General features: G+C 42.3%; 21 protein-coding genes and 1 pseudogene. 11 read left to right on the top strand and 11 right to left on the bottom strand.

What is annotated here, in order from left to right:
• The 3 genes from AC2A1E_RS03665 to AC2A1E_RS03655 all read right to left on the bottom strand — a co-directional run.
• Positions 1-1,191, bottom strand: a 1,191-nt coding sequence (locus AC2A1E_RS03665; RefSeq protein ID WP_484382598.1) for a DUF927 domain-containing protein, incomplete at its 3' end; no start/stop codon positions are given.
• 159 nt (positions 1,192-1,350) lie between these two features.
• Positions 1,351-2,190: a hypothetical protein gene (locus tag AC2A1E_RS03660; protein WP_484382597.1), complete on the bottom strand. Its 840-nt coding sequence runs from the start codon at positions 2,188-2,190 to the stop codon at positions 1,351-1,353.
• A gap of 8 nt (positions 2,191-2,198) precedes the next feature.
• Positions 2,199-2,390: a helix-turn-helix transcriptional regulator gene (locus AC2A1E_RS03655; RefSeq protein WP_484382606.1), complete on the bottom strand. Its 192-nt coding sequence runs from the start codon at positions 2,388-2,390 to the stop codon at positions 2,199-2,201.
• Between the two features lie 241 nt (positions 2,391-2,631).
• Here AC2A1E_RS03655 and AC2A1E_RS03650 point away from each other — a divergent pair, with 241 nt between their 5' ends.
• On the top strand, positions 2,632-3,222 hold the full coding sequence (locus tag AC2A1E_RS03650) for a hypothetical protein (RefSeq protein ID WP_484382596.1): 591 nt from the start codon (positions 2,632-2,634) through the stop codon (positions 3,220-3,222).
• Positions 3,223-3,348: 126 nt separating this feature from the next.
• Positions 3,349-3,569, top strand: a pseudogene (locus AC2A1E_RS03645) (DUF6500 family protein).
• 148 nt (positions 3,570-3,717) lie between these two features.
• On the opposite strand, the gene AC2A1E_RS03640 reads toward AC2A1E_RS03645, so the two are convergent.
• Positions 3,718-4,722: an alpha/beta hydrolase family protein gene (locus AC2A1E_RS03640; protein ID WP_484382595.1), complete on the bottom strand. Its 1,005-nt coding sequence runs from the start codon at positions 4,720-4,722 to the stop codon at positions 3,718-3,720.
• Positions 4,723-5,531: 809 nt separating this feature from the next.
• Between AC2A1E_RS03640 and AC2A1E_RS03635 the strand changes: the two genes are divergently transcribed.
• Complete coding sequence (locus AC2A1E_RS03635) at positions 5,532-5,984, top strand: hypothetical protein (RefSeq protein ID WP_484382594.1); 453 nt, start codon at positions 5,532-5,534, stop codon at positions 5,982-5,984.
• Positions 5,985-6,174: 190 nt separating this feature from the next.
• The gene (locus AC2A1E_RS03630) at positions 6,175-6,993 is read left to right on the top strand and encodes an abortive infection family protein (protein WP_484382593.1); all 819 of its coding nucleotides are present in this window, start codon (positions 6,175-6,177) and stop codon (positions 6,991-6,993) included.
• Between the two features lie 80 nt (positions 6,994-7,073).
• On the opposite strand, the gene radC is transcribed toward AC2A1E_RS03630, so the two are convergent.
• The 4 genes from radC to AC2A1E_RS03610 form a co-directional block, all read right to left on the bottom strand.
• Positions 7,074-7,442 (bottom strand): RadC family protein, encoded by a 369-nt coding sequence (gene radC / locus AC2A1E_RS03625; protein WP_484382592.1) that lies wholly within the window; start codon positions 7,440-7,442, stop codon positions 7,074-7,076.
• Positions 7,443-7,525: 83 nt separating this feature from the next.
• Positions 7,526-8,062: a hypothetical protein gene (locus tag AC2A1E_RS03620; protein ID WP_484382591.1), complete on the bottom strand. Its 537-nt coding sequence runs from the start codon at positions 8,060-8,062 to the stop codon at positions 7,526-7,528.
• Positions 8,063-8,079: 17 nt separating this feature from the next.
• Positions 8,080-8,505, bottom strand: coding sequence for a DUF2787 family protein (locus tag AC2A1E_RS03615; RefSeq protein ID WP_484382590.1), 426 nt, complete (start codon positions 8,503-8,505; stop codon positions 8,080-8,082).
• A gap of 233 nt (positions 8,506-8,738) precedes the next feature.
• Positions 8,739-9,224 carry a hypothetical protein gene (locus AC2A1E_RS03610; RefSeq protein ID WP_484382589.1) on the bottom strand — a complete coding sequence of 162 codons (486 nt, stop codon included), beginning with the start codon at positions 9,222-9,224 and terminating at the stop codon, positions 8,739-8,741.
• A 121-nt stretch (positions 9,225-9,345) separates the two neighbouring features.
• On the opposite strand from AC2A1E_RS03610, the gene AC2A1E_RS03605 reads away from it, so the two are divergent.
• From AC2A1E_RS03605 to AC2A1E_RS03575, 7 genes are all read left to right on the top strand, one after another.
• On the top strand, positions 9,346-9,624 hold the full coding sequence (locus tag AC2A1E_RS03605; RefSeq protein WP_156292700.1) for a helix-turn-helix domain-containing protein: 279 nt from the start codon (positions 9,346-9,348) through the stop codon (positions 9,622-9,624).
• A 2-nt stretch (positions 9,625-9,626) separates the two neighbouring features.
• Positions 9,627-10,154: a hypothetical protein gene (locus AC2A1E_RS03600; RefSeq protein WP_484382588.1), complete on the top strand. Its 528-nt coding sequence runs from the start codon at positions 9,627-9,629 to the stop codon at positions 10,152-10,154.
• 12 nt (positions 10,155-10,166) lie between these two features.
• Positions 10,167-10,535: a hypothetical protein gene (locus tag AC2A1E_RS03595; protein ID WP_484382587.1), complete on the top strand. Its 369-nt coding sequence runs from the start codon at positions 10,167-10,169 to the stop codon at positions 10,533-10,535.
• Between the two features lie 68 nt (positions 10,536-10,603).
• Entirely contained in the window at positions 10,604-10,786 is a 183-nt protein-coding gene (locus AC2A1E_RS03590; protein ID WP_484382586.1) for a DNA translocase FtsK, read from the top strand.
• Entirely contained in the window at positions 10,786-11,118 is a 333-nt protein-coding gene (locus AC2A1E_RS03585) for a hypothetical protein (protein ID WP_484382585.1), read from the top strand. Before AC2A1E_RS03590 ends, AC2A1E_RS03585 begins: the two co-directional genes overlap by 1 nt.
• Positions 11,119-11,159: 41 nt before the next feature.
• On the top strand, positions 11,160-11,462 hold the full coding sequence (locus tag AC2A1E_RS03580; RefSeq protein WP_473188253.1) for a hypothetical protein: 303 nt from the start codon (positions 11,160-11,162) through the stop codon (positions 11,460-11,462).
• A 94-nt stretch (positions 11,463-11,556) separates the two neighbouring features.
• The gene (locus AC2A1E_RS03575) at positions 11,557-11,997 is read left to right on the top strand and encodes a hypothetical protein (RefSeq protein WP_484382584.1); all 441 of its coding nucleotides are present in this window, start codon (positions 11,557-11,559) and stop codon (positions 11,995-11,997) included.
• Between the two features lie 304 nt (positions 11,998-12,301).
• Here the strand turns inward: AC2A1E_RS03575 and AC2A1E_RS03570 are convergent, their stop codons facing one another.
• From AC2A1E_RS03570 to AC2A1E_RS03560, 3 genes are all read right to left on the bottom strand, one after another.
• Positions 12,302-13,138, bottom strand: coding sequence for a DUF6216 family protein (locus tag AC2A1E_RS03570; RefSeq protein ID WP_484382583.1), 837 nt, complete (start codon positions 13,136-13,138; stop codon positions 12,302-12,304).
• A 328-nt stretch (positions 13,139-13,466) separates the two neighbouring features.
• A complete protein-coding gene (locus AC2A1E_RS03565; protein WP_484382582.1) occupies positions 13,467-14,273 on the bottom strand; it encodes a GIY-YIG nuclease family protein in 807 nt (268 codons plus the stop codon).
• A 381-nt stretch (positions 14,274-14,654) separates the two neighbouring features.
• Entirely contained in the window at positions 14,655-14,849 is a 195-nt protein-coding gene (locus tag AC2A1E_RS03560) for a hypothetical protein (RefSeq protein ID WP_484382581.1), read from the bottom strand.
• Positions 14,850-14,941 lie beyond the last annotated feature (92 nt).

The following is a 14,941-nucleotide window of genomic DNA, read 5'->3' as shown; positions in this document are numbered from 1 at the left end:
CTCCATGCCCTTTTCCAGTTTTGCTTTCAGTCCTTCACGGTCTTCCTGAATATCAGCAACCAAGCGCTTCAAGAATGCAGGTTTGGCAGAACCGTAATAGCGATGGGTAACATCTTTGATGGTGGTAGCCAACTCATTGCTGGAACTAACACCTTCAGGTAGTGATTCGAAGACTCCCATGCCACAAAAGGCATCGGCAGGAACATCGATAACACGCACGTTTTCACCCTCCAAGCGTTCAATCTTACCGGCATCAGCATGTTGGGCAAGGCTAAGTTCACCTGTGCTGAAAACAACCAAATGCCATTCTGCTACGTTGTTTTCGTAGAGTGAAGCACGAACCTTACCTTTACCCCCTGACAACGTATAAATACGGCTCTGAATGGTTTTGGCTGCAATAATAGGGTCTTTATCCAAGAGTTTACTTTCATCAAGGATCAATGCCCCGTCATTATGAGCAACAGCAATTTCCTCAAGCCCTTTATCGGTATTGTTCCAATAAGTGAATATTGATTTTGGGAAGCCCGCTACCGATGCCAGGGTATAGCCAGATGAGCTTTTACCCATGCTGCTTGTCCCCCACAAATGGAAGCCACCTCCTTCAATCCCCAACAGGTTAAGCATGAACCCTGAGAATGAGCAGCAAAGTGCCAACATGACGCGAGAACTATGCAATGCACAAGGTGCGACATGTTGTTTCCATTCTGCCAGCGTTCCTTGTGTTGTCTCAGCAGGCAAATGTTTTTTGGCATTAGGGTGCAATACTGGCTTATCCCCTTTAACCTCACCAATCACCTTATCATTAATGCAAAGATAAACATCGTTGTAGAAACCGGGTTTATCACGCAGCACGATAAAATTATCAGTTTGTTTAGTGACTTCATCCTGTGCCAGATCCCAGTACTCTTTTGGCATATCAGCACGGTGTCCTGCTTTCAGCAGATGCTTCTTTGTTTCAGTCTTATTCGCCAGTGCAGTAGAGGGAATAAGGATGAAAATATACTTGCCGCTGTTCTCGCTAAAGACTTCAACTTGACGATAAGCAATATCTGACGAATAAATCATTTTAGCGATAGCGATCAACTTAACATACAACTTTGGTTGATTCGCTGGTTTTTCAACAGATTTCTTTTTAGCTGATTTACGTTTAACTGTTTTTGGTTTAATTGATTTCTTTACCATCTTTTTCATTTTTAATTCCTTAAGGATTAGTCACGCACTCACCCAATCACTTTCATTATTTAAGTGCGTGAAAGGTCATCTACGCAGTTAATCTGAGTAGTGATATCTGGTTATTTAATCAAACAGTAGGCATAGCTCACCTGAATAGGGATGATTGCCTTTAGACGGTCATTGCATTAATAAGTGGTCACCATACCTCCTTACCCTATACATAAAGGTTAAATTCGCCATGCCTATGGCATGCAGCATAATCAGAGAATCAGCATGTTGCTTTTTCAATAATCTGTATTTTTTAGTCCATCGTTTTCTTTTCCTCTCGCGGTTATTCAGCATATAAACGTCATTGTATTGAATAGATTCCACACGCCACCAAATAGTTTTAAATCGGTAACTTATCTGACGTTCAGGCGCTTTCAATTCACTTGATAGCATGGGGCGATTAACCACTCCAATGCGTGTATTCATGTTCCGTGCATTTTTCATCTTAATGCGCAGTTTCTTAATGGCTTCCTTGTCATTAGGAATAATGAGATGAAAGTGCGGCATCCACTTTTTAATATCTGTGTGGAAGTCCATTTCAAACCCACCTATTACCATTCCTGTGAAGCCACTTTCTTTTAACCAGCGTCGAAGACGTGCCTTTAAAGCGTCTGGCCTCCATTCAAGCAGTTCATTATCACTCAGCGCATCTTGATAGAAGATTAATGTAATGCTTCGCCATTTATTTCGTTTCTTACATAATTTTAATACCTCCTTGACCATAATTAATCGATGATGCCGATAACATTCAGGACATGCGGCACTACCACAAGGATCAAGTGGTTCACATGCATTCAGTTTCTTAAATAGTGTTTGGTAGATTTTCCCTTTTAACTCATGTAATGCATTTATTCTGACTAGCCTTTCGGCACGTACCTCCTTTACCGTTTCAAATTTTGGTATTGTCCCAGCGAGTTCCTCAAGCTCATTACTCAATATTGCCAAGGGTATTCTTCGGTGTTTCTTCATGCAGCTCCTTATTTATGGCGAATTGGGCGCTCCTCGATCCAGCGTTGGATGTCTTCTTCTTTCCAGGCAATGGCACGATTACCCGTCAACGAAACCTGATAAGGGAATCGTTTAGCTTCTATCAGCCTGTACAAAGTTGCTCGACTGATTGCACATCGTCTGAGGACTTCCTGGATCTTTAATAGCCTGCTTTCTCTCATGTTTTTCCCCTCCTGTTTGTTGACAGAAGTATGTCGCAGCTTGGGATGACAATCAATGGAGGCCATTTTTTGAAGCGGCTCTTCTGAATGCTCGATACCCTTCAAAAAAGGTCAAATTGTTGGATTTCACACTTCAAAACAGCGATATTAAAAATTGGAGAGCCGCTTCTCATAAATGTTGTGAAACGTCCTCTCAGTAGAGTAAAAAACAATCAAAAAATGGTAGCGCTGGAGGCGTAAAATGGAAGAGAACGCAATTAAAAGTCATTTATCAGCAGATAATATTTCAATGAATGATGAAAAAGAGATAAAACGCCAAAGGGATATCGCCAACAAGCGCAAGAGAGAGAGAAAGTACAATGACCTTGGTTTCTCTAGATTAAAGATATACTTAGGAAGACATACTTACGAAAACCTCGCTGAGATCTATGAAGATCAGCAGGGAACTCCGCTGAATATTGATGGCCGTAAGGACATTGATTCGCTCAGTAGGGTTATCAGTTTCTGCATCAACAAGGTCTACGAGCAGATGTATATAGAGAAGGAAGAAAGGGGGGTGAACAACGCGCTTCCGGCAAAAAATGTCGGAAGCCAAGAACTCTATGACTTGTACCAAGCAGCGACATTTTTGCAAGGTGATGACCTTAGTCATGCTGAGATCAAGGATAAGTTAAGCAAAGAGGGCTGTCGTCCTCCCAATAAAATACCTGGGCTTGCACCAAAAAATAAGTCACGTGCGTGGACGGTTCAACAAGTCAAAAATTTGTTGGATTTTGAAATACTGAATTTAGACCTTGAAGCTTTAAACGATTCAAAGCTTTATAAAAAGTGAACATGGACAACATTGATCAGACAGCACTGATGAACGTTTGCTATTGAACTGCCATCCTGACGGTGGCGTTTGATGGTGAGTTGCAAGGCCTATGCCGTACGACTTTAACTGGCAAGGGATTCCATTATGAGAAAGGCACTAAGATCGAAGATCATTCAGGTTTGCAATGACAAGATCACTGCGAAGGGTAATAACGTGGGCTTTCTTTCTATGCGTTCTTTGCCAACAAAAACGATGATCCTGAACTGTTGATGGAGGCCGCCAGTTGGTGGATTCAAGAAATGGAGCTTGATCATTTTGAGAAAGCGGTGAAGATAAAGGCTCTGGTTGAATCCATGCGTGATTGATTCGTGCTCTGGATAATACTGAATGGGAAGTGATAGATGTGGAACGGCCATCGCCAGCAAAAAGTTGTGCTAGCGCGTTTTTCAACAATCAATCTGACCATAATGGAGCTGTCGTTACTGGTTTGTCAGACCTAGATACCTCAGATTCTTAATTTTCTGTTTGCGTACCAAGAGTTCTCGCTAAGAAATTTGCTACTTCAGCATTGATGTTTCGATGAATTGCGGAGCGATCAACACCCTGATGATCGAGGCATAGGATTGGCATTGAATGCCTCATTTGAGGTGAGCACGGTGCGAGGAACGTGAAATGTCCAGCATTTGGGATAATCTGTAATTTCTCTGCTGGCTGCATGTTACGCACGAGCGCCACCGCATTATCTGCTGGTGATAGCTCCTCGTCTTTTTCCCCGACATAAACAAGTACTGGTGATGTGATGAGTTTCAATTCTTCTGGGGGGAATACAACACTGAGTGGGGCAAGTAGCACAAAGGACCGAATGCGCTGATCGGCTACGGGGATAAGCTCAGGGTGATCGTTCCTTGTGCGTCCTTGAGCTTCGCAGACATGACGATCATTTGGACGTTGGGAACAATAATGTTCCAGACGCGATAGCATGGGTTTGGCTCCAGCAAGTATGAGGCCTGTTGTTCCTCCTGCTGAAAAGCCAACGAATCCGATTTTCTTCGCGTCAATGTGTTGAGCGAGTACAGGATCTTTAAGCACAGCAGTCAGCGCTGCTGATATCTGCATGGGCCGACCATAAATTGTGCTGGTAGTCCCAATCCGGCTTGCATCTTGGAAATTGTCACCAGGATGATTAACGCTAACAACTATATATCCATGCCGGGAGAGGTCGGATGCAAGATCATGGTGACCCCACATGCTCCCCATATTCCCATGCGATATGAGTATCAAAGGGTAGCTGTTTTCTCCAATCGGAACAGATCTGGATGCCCTAATCTGGTAAGGGCCAATACTGGTTACCCCTGTAGGTTCTGTGCTAGGAAAAAATGCCACCGCGTCCATTGAATGTTGTTCAATCGGATCAATCACATCAATTTTCTTCATTCCCACACCATTGATGCTTTCGGCATTTACGTTTACAGCAAACAGAAGCAGCAGTACGAGGGAAGGCAGTTTTTTCAATGACATGTCGAACAACTCCAATGAAGATTCACCATTTGCATTTGATAGACGCTCGTCAATCCTTTCCGACTTGCTGGAAAAATGTATCGTTATAAGGCTTGGTTAAATCATTTTCTGATTGAATATTAACCGGTTACTCAATATTTTACTATTGGCAAAGGTCAGTGAATATTACCTGTATTTCGAGGTTTGGGCACTTCGTAAGCGTCAGGTGATAAGTAAGGCTATCAAAAAGCTGAATGAGGATGGTTATCAATATTCCTCACAAGCTGCTGCTGATAGTGATGGTGATGGTAACGGCCCTGATGATTGGTCTGAAAAGTAATGATCCCTTGTCCCCCAAGGGCTGCCGAGGCGTTTGTTGATTTCTTGCAAGTTAAACACTGTGGCTACCTCTTAGCCGCTTTTTCTAGGGTAGCTCCTGCGCAGGCCGCAGCCATACTGGTGTTGCGGGGTTTTGGTGGGGTTAACTACCCTGCTACAGGGGATGGGGTTATCTTGAGTGTAATCAGACCTAACCGTCTGTTCAGTGCCAAGCAGTCATTGCCGTAAACAGATCCAGTTAACCTCTTGGCGTTGCAGTGCAGAATTTTCCATTGAACCTTTGGCTAAAATTTCACCAGCCTTGGCAGATCAAAACTCACGCACTGTTTTTATAGATTTTGACGATTGATACATCATCAGACTCAGAAAAATACATTGAATTACATATGCAAAAACGGTAATTTGATAAAATTAAATAAAAATAGGCAGAAGCACTGTGAGCCGTTAAGATAAATGTTAGTACATATATAGTATAAATGGATGGAGAGACTATGACTTTTATTAAGGAAACCCCTGAAAATATTCATGAATTAGTGAAGAATGCAAATAAAAAACACTCTTGGGAAACACGGTTAGCCGCTTTGAATGAGTTGCGGAAATATGATTGCCCGCAATCACGAGATGTAATAACAAGACTTGCTCTGCACGACAAAGTATACAAAATTAAAAGAGAGGCGTTTCTTGCTGCCCAAGCATTAGGTTTAACCAAAAATGGGCAACCCATTCGGTTGGGTAAGAAAAATATCGGCTACAAGCTGTCAGATTTCACAAAGTTATTCCAAAGAATTAAGCGTGAGAAGAAAATGGAAGAGTTTGATCTTGCAGAGTTCAAAGTAACTTTTGAGACTTTGAATCCAGAAATGCTGAATGTGATGTCTTATGAGAAAGGTGACAAGCTGGATATTTGGATTGAAAATACATTTAATGGACTACCTAAGAAATAATTTCTCAGTATTAACAAGGCCAGTCATTTGCTAGGTTTTACTATTTCATGGGGCGAAGCAGATGGGGCTTGGTAATTAAGGGCGCTGATAAAATTAGTAAACTCAGCTAATTGAGAATAGCCATCGGCACACCTCTTCACTATTTGGTTTGGCTATTAGTTTTTTCCAGAAATTAATTAAGAGAGAGCAAATGGAACTTCCAATAACAGATTCAATAATTATTGCAGTAGCAAAGCTCGTAGATGATTCTCAAGTTGAGTCTCGCCATCCAACTCATAACGACTTAGAAGTTCAGTTTAAGAGGGCTGGATTGATCGGTGCTGATCCTAAAGCGCAAGGTTTAACGGTTGGAAAAACAAAAAGGGTAACAGCAGTTTTAAACTGGGCGATTGAAAATGACCAAAAATCCGGCAGTAAACTAATTTCACTTTTGCTGTCTCAAATTAAAGCTGTAGGTGGGTTCAGGGAGTCATCTATAAATTTCGTTGGCAAGGAGCAGATACAGAACGCAATAGACGCGTTCAAATCAGAACATTACATTCTTTCTGAGAATGGAGAGGTTTCTGCGGTAATCTTGGATACGTTGAGTGGTAAGAATCTCACAGAGGCTCTGTTTTCATACGCAAATAGAGCGAAGAAAGGGGTCGAAGATGCTGCATTATTATCTGGTACTGGTAAAGATCTATTAGAGGCTACTGCTAAGCATGTAATTTATTCCACGTTCGGCAATCAAGCTCCCACGAATGCCAATTTTCCAACATTACTTGGTCAGGCATATGCAGCTTTGCAAATGGCTACGCCTCGAGATCCAAAAGTTGCTAATGAGCCAGCGATAAAGGATTACGAACGTGCTTTATTTGACCTTGCTTTATCTATTAATAGGGTGCGTAATAAAGAAGGCACAGGACATGGCAGGCTTTGTATTACATCATTATCTCAAAATGAATCGCATAGCATTATTCAGGCTGTTGGGTTAGTTTCTGAATTTATGTTAAACAAACTTAATTGAAACGTTACGAAAAAATCGTTCAAGTTGACGGTGCTAAGCACAATGGTAGGGGCTGATTGAGTAACAAAGTAACAGGCCGCTTACAGCAGCCCGCGCTCTGCCATCGACACGGTTTGCGTACCAGCTACAATGAAGTGGTCGATAACTCGTACATCAACCAACTCAAGTGCGGTTTTCAGCCTTTCGGTGATGGCCAAGTCTGCTTGACTGGGTTCAGGTGAGCCGCTGGGGTGATTATGGACGAGGATCAGCGCTGCCGCGTTATGAGCGATGCTTAACTTCACTACCTCGCGAGGATAGACATTGACACCGTTGATAGTGCCCCTGAACAGTTGTTGGTATGAGAGAACGTGTTGCTGGTTATCCAACAGGATGCAGCCGAACACTTCATGCTCCAGCGGGGCCAGCGTAAACATCAGGTAATCCCGTACCTCTTGTACTGATAGCAAACGCTGCCCCCCGGATATAGCGGTTTTCAATGATGGTTTGTGCCTGTTGAATGATCAAATCTTCATTGCAGCGGTCAGTCATGTCAAAACTCCCGCTCAACAAAGTAAATGCTGTCGGGTAACAATTGGTGTGCAGTATCGGCTTTGAGTGACCAACTTTTGCGCGTTAATTTTTGCCACCCACTGCTATCAAAAAAGTAGAGGTATTGGCGATCGATGCGAGTGATGACTGACCAATGGCGCTGGTCGCTAATCAGGATAAGGCGGGAGAAGTCAGGGTGGTCAAGGTATTCGGTCATTTCGGCGAGTATGCGCTGTGTGGTCAATCTCTTGCGCTCTCGGAAGGGGTGGCTGATTTGAGTGGGAAAATGCTTCTGGTAGTAGCCTTGCTGTAGCACCCGGTCAATCAGGTAATCCATTCGGGGTTGGTCAAGACCGTGAGCGAACCAGTCCTCGAGTGACCATTCACAGTGATATTCCCGCAACAATGTGCGTACCAGTGGCACCCTCCTGACTTTGCCATCAAACAGGTAGCTCATCATATTCACCACGCTATAAACACCGCATAGGCAGTCTAACTCGCCCTGTATGGCCGGGCGTACATCACGTTCTTGACTCACAATACTTCCCCTGCTGGTTATATTTCCCAAAGAAACTGGATGGTATAAACGCCCTGGTGGTAATACTGAATAAAGTTGGATTGCCACAGGGTAAATAATTCACACGCGGCCCTATGTCCGAGGTCACCTAATCCAGCATGGAATGCATATTGTTGTGACCAACAAAAATCAATTTCCTTTTCCAGTTCAGGATAAACCCGGCCCATATACGCAAAGTCAGTGATGTAATCAAAAAACCATTGTTCGTCTTTTCTGACCAGTCGGATCTCTACGGGGTGATAACCGCCGGTTTCCGCATTATAACTGCTGTCTCTGAATATTAATGAGGCGGCTTTTAATTCTTGTTTCATGGGTGGGATATTACCCAGCTCTTTATATAACAGGTCAATCAATTGTTGATTAACGGGAAGCCGATAGCCTTCCTGGTAGATGATATTACTCATGTGGTTCCTTTTGAGTTTAATTAAATACAGATAAGCCGTTAGCCGATTTTTAAATGCAGTGTTCCCTCCCGTTAAGGATTAATTAAATTGAGTTTGGGTTGATTGGCTGAATATAGTCACTTTGCCACAATGACATTTTACCAAATAATATAATACATGGCAAATAGTTTCACTGAGAAACTATTAATTAAATAATGATTGGGATGGGGTCTGAAATAGCTATTCAGACCTTATTAGCTGGCGGGTGAAAGGGTGTCGAGAAGTTGTTGGCGCTGTGCTTCTGAAAGTGTCATCAACTGACGAGCCAACATCATCACTTCTGGCTCTACGTTGCCGGTTAACATCAGATCATCGGCGACCTGTTCCAATGCCTGTTTTAACAGCCTGTCGCGTGAACTTGGCTTCATGGTCTTGAACAGTTGCACCCAAAGGTTAAGTTGCTCATCTGACCCATAGGGCGAGGCTGGCTGCGTTTTCCGCTCCTGCTGTTCCACACGTTCACTCTTTAATTGCATCCCCGCCGCCCGGATATGGTACTCAAAGCCCTTATGTCCAGTTCTCTTCCTTTTGATGTCAGGATGCATAGCCGCCAGCTTTTCCAGGCGTAAACGGCAGCCTTTTGCCGTGCTCGGCATTCCCGGTTTACCCACAAACGCTTGTGCCGAGAGCCATTGTTCATCATCCAGCAGGCTAGTTTCTTGCGTCAAACTGTCGTTCATAAACTTTATTCCAGATATCAATGCGTTAACAAGAAACGGCAAAATAACCCAAAAAGAGAACTTGAATAGTTCACTTTGTTCGCATTTAATGGTGTTGTACTGATACAGAGGAGTTAACATCATGAATAACCACGTAGCATCGCAAAAAAAGCCCCCTAAGGGAAGACTGGAAGATTGGCACCGGGCTGACATTGTGGCGGCCCTACACAAACGGGGAGTGAGTCTGGCGCAGTTATCACGCGAACAGGGATTGGCCCCACGCACTCTCAATAATGCGTTTAGTCAGCACTATCCCAAGGCGGAACGCCTGATAGCCGGGGTGTTGGGGATGACACCTGAACAGTTGTGGCCGAGCCGTTACTTCAACAAAGCACCCTCTATTCATGACAAAAAGAGGTAACAATGGCGACCACCATCACATCCGTAACAGAAAGCTTTGAATACTTCTTCCACTCACTGTACCGACCTGAGTTTGTGAAAACACTGCGGTTGAATGAATGCAGTGAAAGAGAACTGCTTCCTTTGGTGCGTTGCTACCTATTAGGGTACTTTGCTGATGCGGTATCGCCAGAAGTACAGGGGAAGTTGCCGGGAACGGTAACGGGGAATGGCTACATTGATTTTGTCATTGATGACGTGGCGGTTGAGTTTGCAGTACGCAAGCCCACCGCCGCGAAATTCACCGTCTCCGCGACCGTCAACAGCACGGAAATGAAGAAGCTGATGAAATATGACGGTAAAGCCTTGCTGGTCTTGTTCGACTTCTCTGAAACAACCTATTCAGAAGCCCAAATAGAGGCTTTCCGCGATTGGCCTTCACTGGGGAAAGGTAACCATAAGAAATCAGCGTTTAATGTGGCTTACTTTTATGTGGAAAAACGCAGGCCGCTGACACTGGGGAAATTCGTTAAAAACATCCGTATTAACTGACAAGGAACTGCGATGAAACGCATAGTAACGGCGGTTTTGTTTACGCTGTGTCACACAGCCATTGCCGCCAAAATGGACGGGAACACCATTGTTTATCTGAAATCCGATGGGGAAATCAGGTTATCGGCAGTACCGGGTAATGACCAGCAGGCCAGATTCTCTATCAATACCAATGTAGAGGCGCACGTTTGTGAAGTGGAAGGCGTTGCCAATGCTATTGCCGATACAACGCAACATACCACCTTACAATGGCGAGACAACGCCCACTGTTTGATTACCCTGACGTGGGGCCAATCTCGCGTTAATGTTAAAGCGACAGAGGAATGCAATAGCTACTGTGGCATGAATGCCGGTAACTCGCTGTCTGGCGTCTATCAATAAGCTGATTTTTTGAATGACTGTTTGTAATTCATTACGTACAGGCCCACATTTTATTTATAAGAGGAAACATGCCAACTGAATTAAATAAAGACCCACTTTATGACCAAGCGCTTAACCTGATTATCAACCATGAGTTAAATAACGATATTAAAGCCGTACAGAATCATTTCAGGATTGGCTATAACCGAGCGGCTAATCTGGTTGAGCGCATCAGACAGGATAATGTTTCATTAAATAAGGATAGGCAATAATGTTACCCACGAATGAAAATCAGTCTAAAGAGATTGAAAGCAATAATTTGAATGCAGTGAAGGAGAAGTTATTGAGTGGCGGCTATGGATTAGCCGTAACATTCTGGCTGTGGTGGCTTATTCCCGCAGTAGTGCTGTCAGTGATGGAGTATTTCTCTGAGTCAACAGGAACAATATTGAGGATTGATATTGGCATGTTGGTTTGGAGTGGCCTGATGTTCCTTTGCATTATGAGAACAACAGCCAATAAACTGTGGAAAGTGTTGGCACTGCTGGTTACCGGTCTTGATTGCCTGCTTTCTTTGTTAGGTGTGGCATCATTCTTCCTGTGAGCGTTCCAATGAGACTAAAACTACTCTTCTCATGTATTGCCATGATTGGCCTGTCTGGCTGTGATTCAGGTACACCAAAGTGCAACAGTGATGAGGCTAAAAATCTGGTGGTTGATATTGCCACGAAGGAAGCGGCAAAGACGTATTACAAGCTGGATGGCGTGACTATCTCGGTAGAGAATGTCAGAACGGTGGAGCATCAAAGCAAGCTTGATGTGTATCAGTGCGCTGCCGATTTAAAGTTTGCCAATGCTGAAAAAGCCAATTCAATACCCATCACCTACCGTATTCAAAAGACCGATGATAATAACGGTCAGTTTTATATTAACGTATTCGGTTTATAACACATAAGCGGCTGTCCATTGGATGGCCGTTAGTTCATTTGTACCCACCTGCATTTCATTTTACTCCCCCTCTATAAATATTGAGAACCGTCATATGAAAACCTATTATGTAGAAGGTAATGTTTTCTATTTGGATTTTTCAGTACCTCCATTACTCGAAATGCCCACATTCGAGCTTGAAGTGAATATATTCACTTGTAACCCGGAGATGATAGATGAAAGTCAGTTACCCGGTTTCGAACGTGATGTTTTCTATAATAAGATATCCTCCGCAGAAGAATATGAATCACATGGTCACTACGTGGATTTAAATGTTTTCATCATAGATAGCCAAGAAAGTGAATGGCTGATTGATATTGCCAGTGAATCAAAAGCCATTAAATTTATTCTGGTGCATCCAAACTATCATTTAACGAGAGATATTCCAGACGCGCATTTTATCCCCTGTTGGGATAATCCATCGCGTGTATTGCATCATGCGGTCTGTGCTGCATTTTATACCGGTGTACTTTATAACCTCTCTAAAGCTAATTAAGGTGATACACAATGCTCCCAATAAAAGTAAAGGCCATAATTGCAGCCATCATCACGATTATCATTGTCGTGCTGTTCTGGTTGTACTTGCCCGAAGAGAAGGCAGAGGAAGTGCCGCCAATAGACAATACCATCTACGTTCAATCAAACTCACTGGGGGAATGCCGAGTTATCATTACCACAATATTGGATGGCAAAAAACCGACACCCAGTGAACACCCTTGCAAAGTGCAACTGCGATCCAAGAAGTAAGCGATATGTTTGAAAATGGAATAGGCAGTTTTAACGACTACCTATCCCTCTGTTTATTTATCTCTGTCAGATCTGTATTTTTTTATCTTAAAGAGAAGCATTTTTCTTGCATCGCGTGTAATTATCAAGTGAAAAGTAACATTGAAAAGAACAGCAGCAAAAAACAAAAGTATTACACTTAACAAACCAAATATCCATCTTTGTTTTTTTATTAAAGTATCAATGTATTCTAGTGATCTCTTGCTACTAAAAGATTCACATATTATATCCATCGTATGTGGATCGAGTTTGATGCTGATATCAGCTTTTTTCTCACATTTCTGCGGTGTCAAAATCCAAGTGTTTTCTCTACCACCTAAAAATCTGTACTCCACTGCTTCTTTTTTATTAAAAAAGAACCATCCTGTATTGTTGATACTTATTAATCCAGCAGGTTGAATTGCTATATTCAGTGAAGGAAGGATAAAAAATAGAGGGATAAATAACGATAGAAAAGTGAGTGTCGGTACTATTACTTTAACTTTCCTTATTTTAAGGGTGTCTATTGCCAAGTCTCTTTTAAGTTTTGCGATAACTCTAAAGTTTAATTCGTATTTTCTAATCCAGTTCTCGAAATTTTTCTTTTGCTTTAATGATACGGCATCAGTATTATAATAATAATTGAATTTTTCAATTTCCATTATTTCATTAATAAAATCTTTTTTGTTTTCATTTTTATAACCGAACCAAAATACCCAGAATCTGTTTACGATAGAAAAACCTGATTTAGCCTTAGATTTAAAATACAAAAGAAATAAGGGTATTAGCGCTATTACAATAAAAAATATAATAAGCTTGTTGTCTATAAGTGACAACAAAGGAGAGATAAATGTATCGAACTGTGCATTCATAGTGTTATATCCTTATAAAATTGAGTTACCGGTCAGATTGCATAATGAAAATCACTTTTACTCATAGCCAAACCTATCACCATACGCAGCACACACGCAGTCGAGTAGTGTTGATCTGCATTGCGTTGCCAGTTACATACGTTGATAGGTTTAACGTGTCTAACTGGCTTACAAGCGCTATCTCGACCCGATCTCTGCTAAAACCTCATTGATAAATGGTCAGTGTAGAGGTGTAAACATGATCACACTCCCAAATAATCGGCGGTTATGCTTTGGTTAACACATCAAGATCTGAGCATTATTAACCACCTTAGGCCGTATCGACATGTTAGTTTCTGTTGTAACCGAATTGGTTAGAGCACAATACGCGTTTCCAGTGCTGTTCCCTGTTAATAATAAACTGATCATCTGTTCTCATCGAGTAGAACTCTAGGATTGAAAATTGGAAATTTGCTCTCGCGTACTCAATCCCTGTCTCAGATATAAGCTCTGATAGTCCCTGATTCCAGCCATGCCCTGTGTTAACATAGCATTCCCATCGCGACCACAACCCCGTATCACCATAAGCTGAACCAACATATTTCTTACCATTAGATTTATCAATGATTAAATAGACACCTTTCACACTCATTAAGGCCGTTTTCCAGTCTAATCTCTGATTTTTAATGATGTGTTCTATTTGTTCGAAACTATGCTGAACATTATCAAAACCACAGAATGACTCGCCTGAATATTCAGATGCAAAGACTTCAGCTATTTCCATTGCCGGGTAGTGGTTTTCAAAATAAAACGCACGCCCTCTTGCGCCAGGACCTGGGTAATTAATAATGAGGCGTCCAATGAATTCTTTGTGTGAATCTAGTAATTTAACTTTGTATCCATCAGTATTGCGCTCAAGAACTTCATAGATACCACCAAAGAGCCATTTATTTTGCTGATGATAGAATCGCATTAAACTGAATATATATTTGCGACTAAAATCATCCCTACCACCTCGCCATTCATTCCATTCTTGCCAATCTGATTTATTTCTTACAAATACGTCTAACGGTTGTTCTTCACCGTTATAAACAGCGAAATGTACTTTAAATTTTTCTGGATTGCTTATTTTCAAAACTGATTCAAGTGAAATCATATCTGTCCTTATTTAGCTGCCAGCCAGTTTCCAATAAATTTGACATCATTTTAGCAGCATTATAATCGAAATCTGATTGTTCAACGTTAAGGCGTGAGCGTCACCACATTTCCTGAACCGCTGGCGGTTAGGCTGCTGGCTGTCAGCGCATCAACAACAGTCTGTGTATCACCTGCGACCTTAAATGCAAGTGGTGTAATCAGACGCCCTTGATTGGTGAAAGCTGATTGTAACGCAGCCTTGACCACATACAGCACAGGCCCAGCAGTAGTTTCATCCAGTGCCCCAGAATCCCGTCCAACAAGAGCTTGACGTTGTAGCCATTGGGTTTGAAAACAATAGTGATCGCTGTCAGCGGAAATACAGTCAACCTAGCCCTATTTACAACCCTTTTGCGTTAATCGCGTTGTTAACCCAGTTTTTTTCCTGTGGCGTCAATTCAAGTTTTCTAATACGAGTTAGAAATGTATTGATCACCTGAATATCAGAATCAGTAATACGCGCCAGCAGTTCGGACGGGATGCCCTTGCTAACTATTGCTTTACGGTGGCTCTCATAGTTTTTGCTGTTCATCATTAAACGCCTCAATAGAGGGACGGCTATACGGTAAGATGTCTTGCACAAGGCTGCACCGCCCGCAGTCTCTTCTGAGAAAATAAAAGCCCCTA

The organism is Serratia sp. HNCC26DJ206, from assembly GCF_057180605.1.
This window is presented reverse-complemented; position numbering and strand designations above follow the sequence as displayed.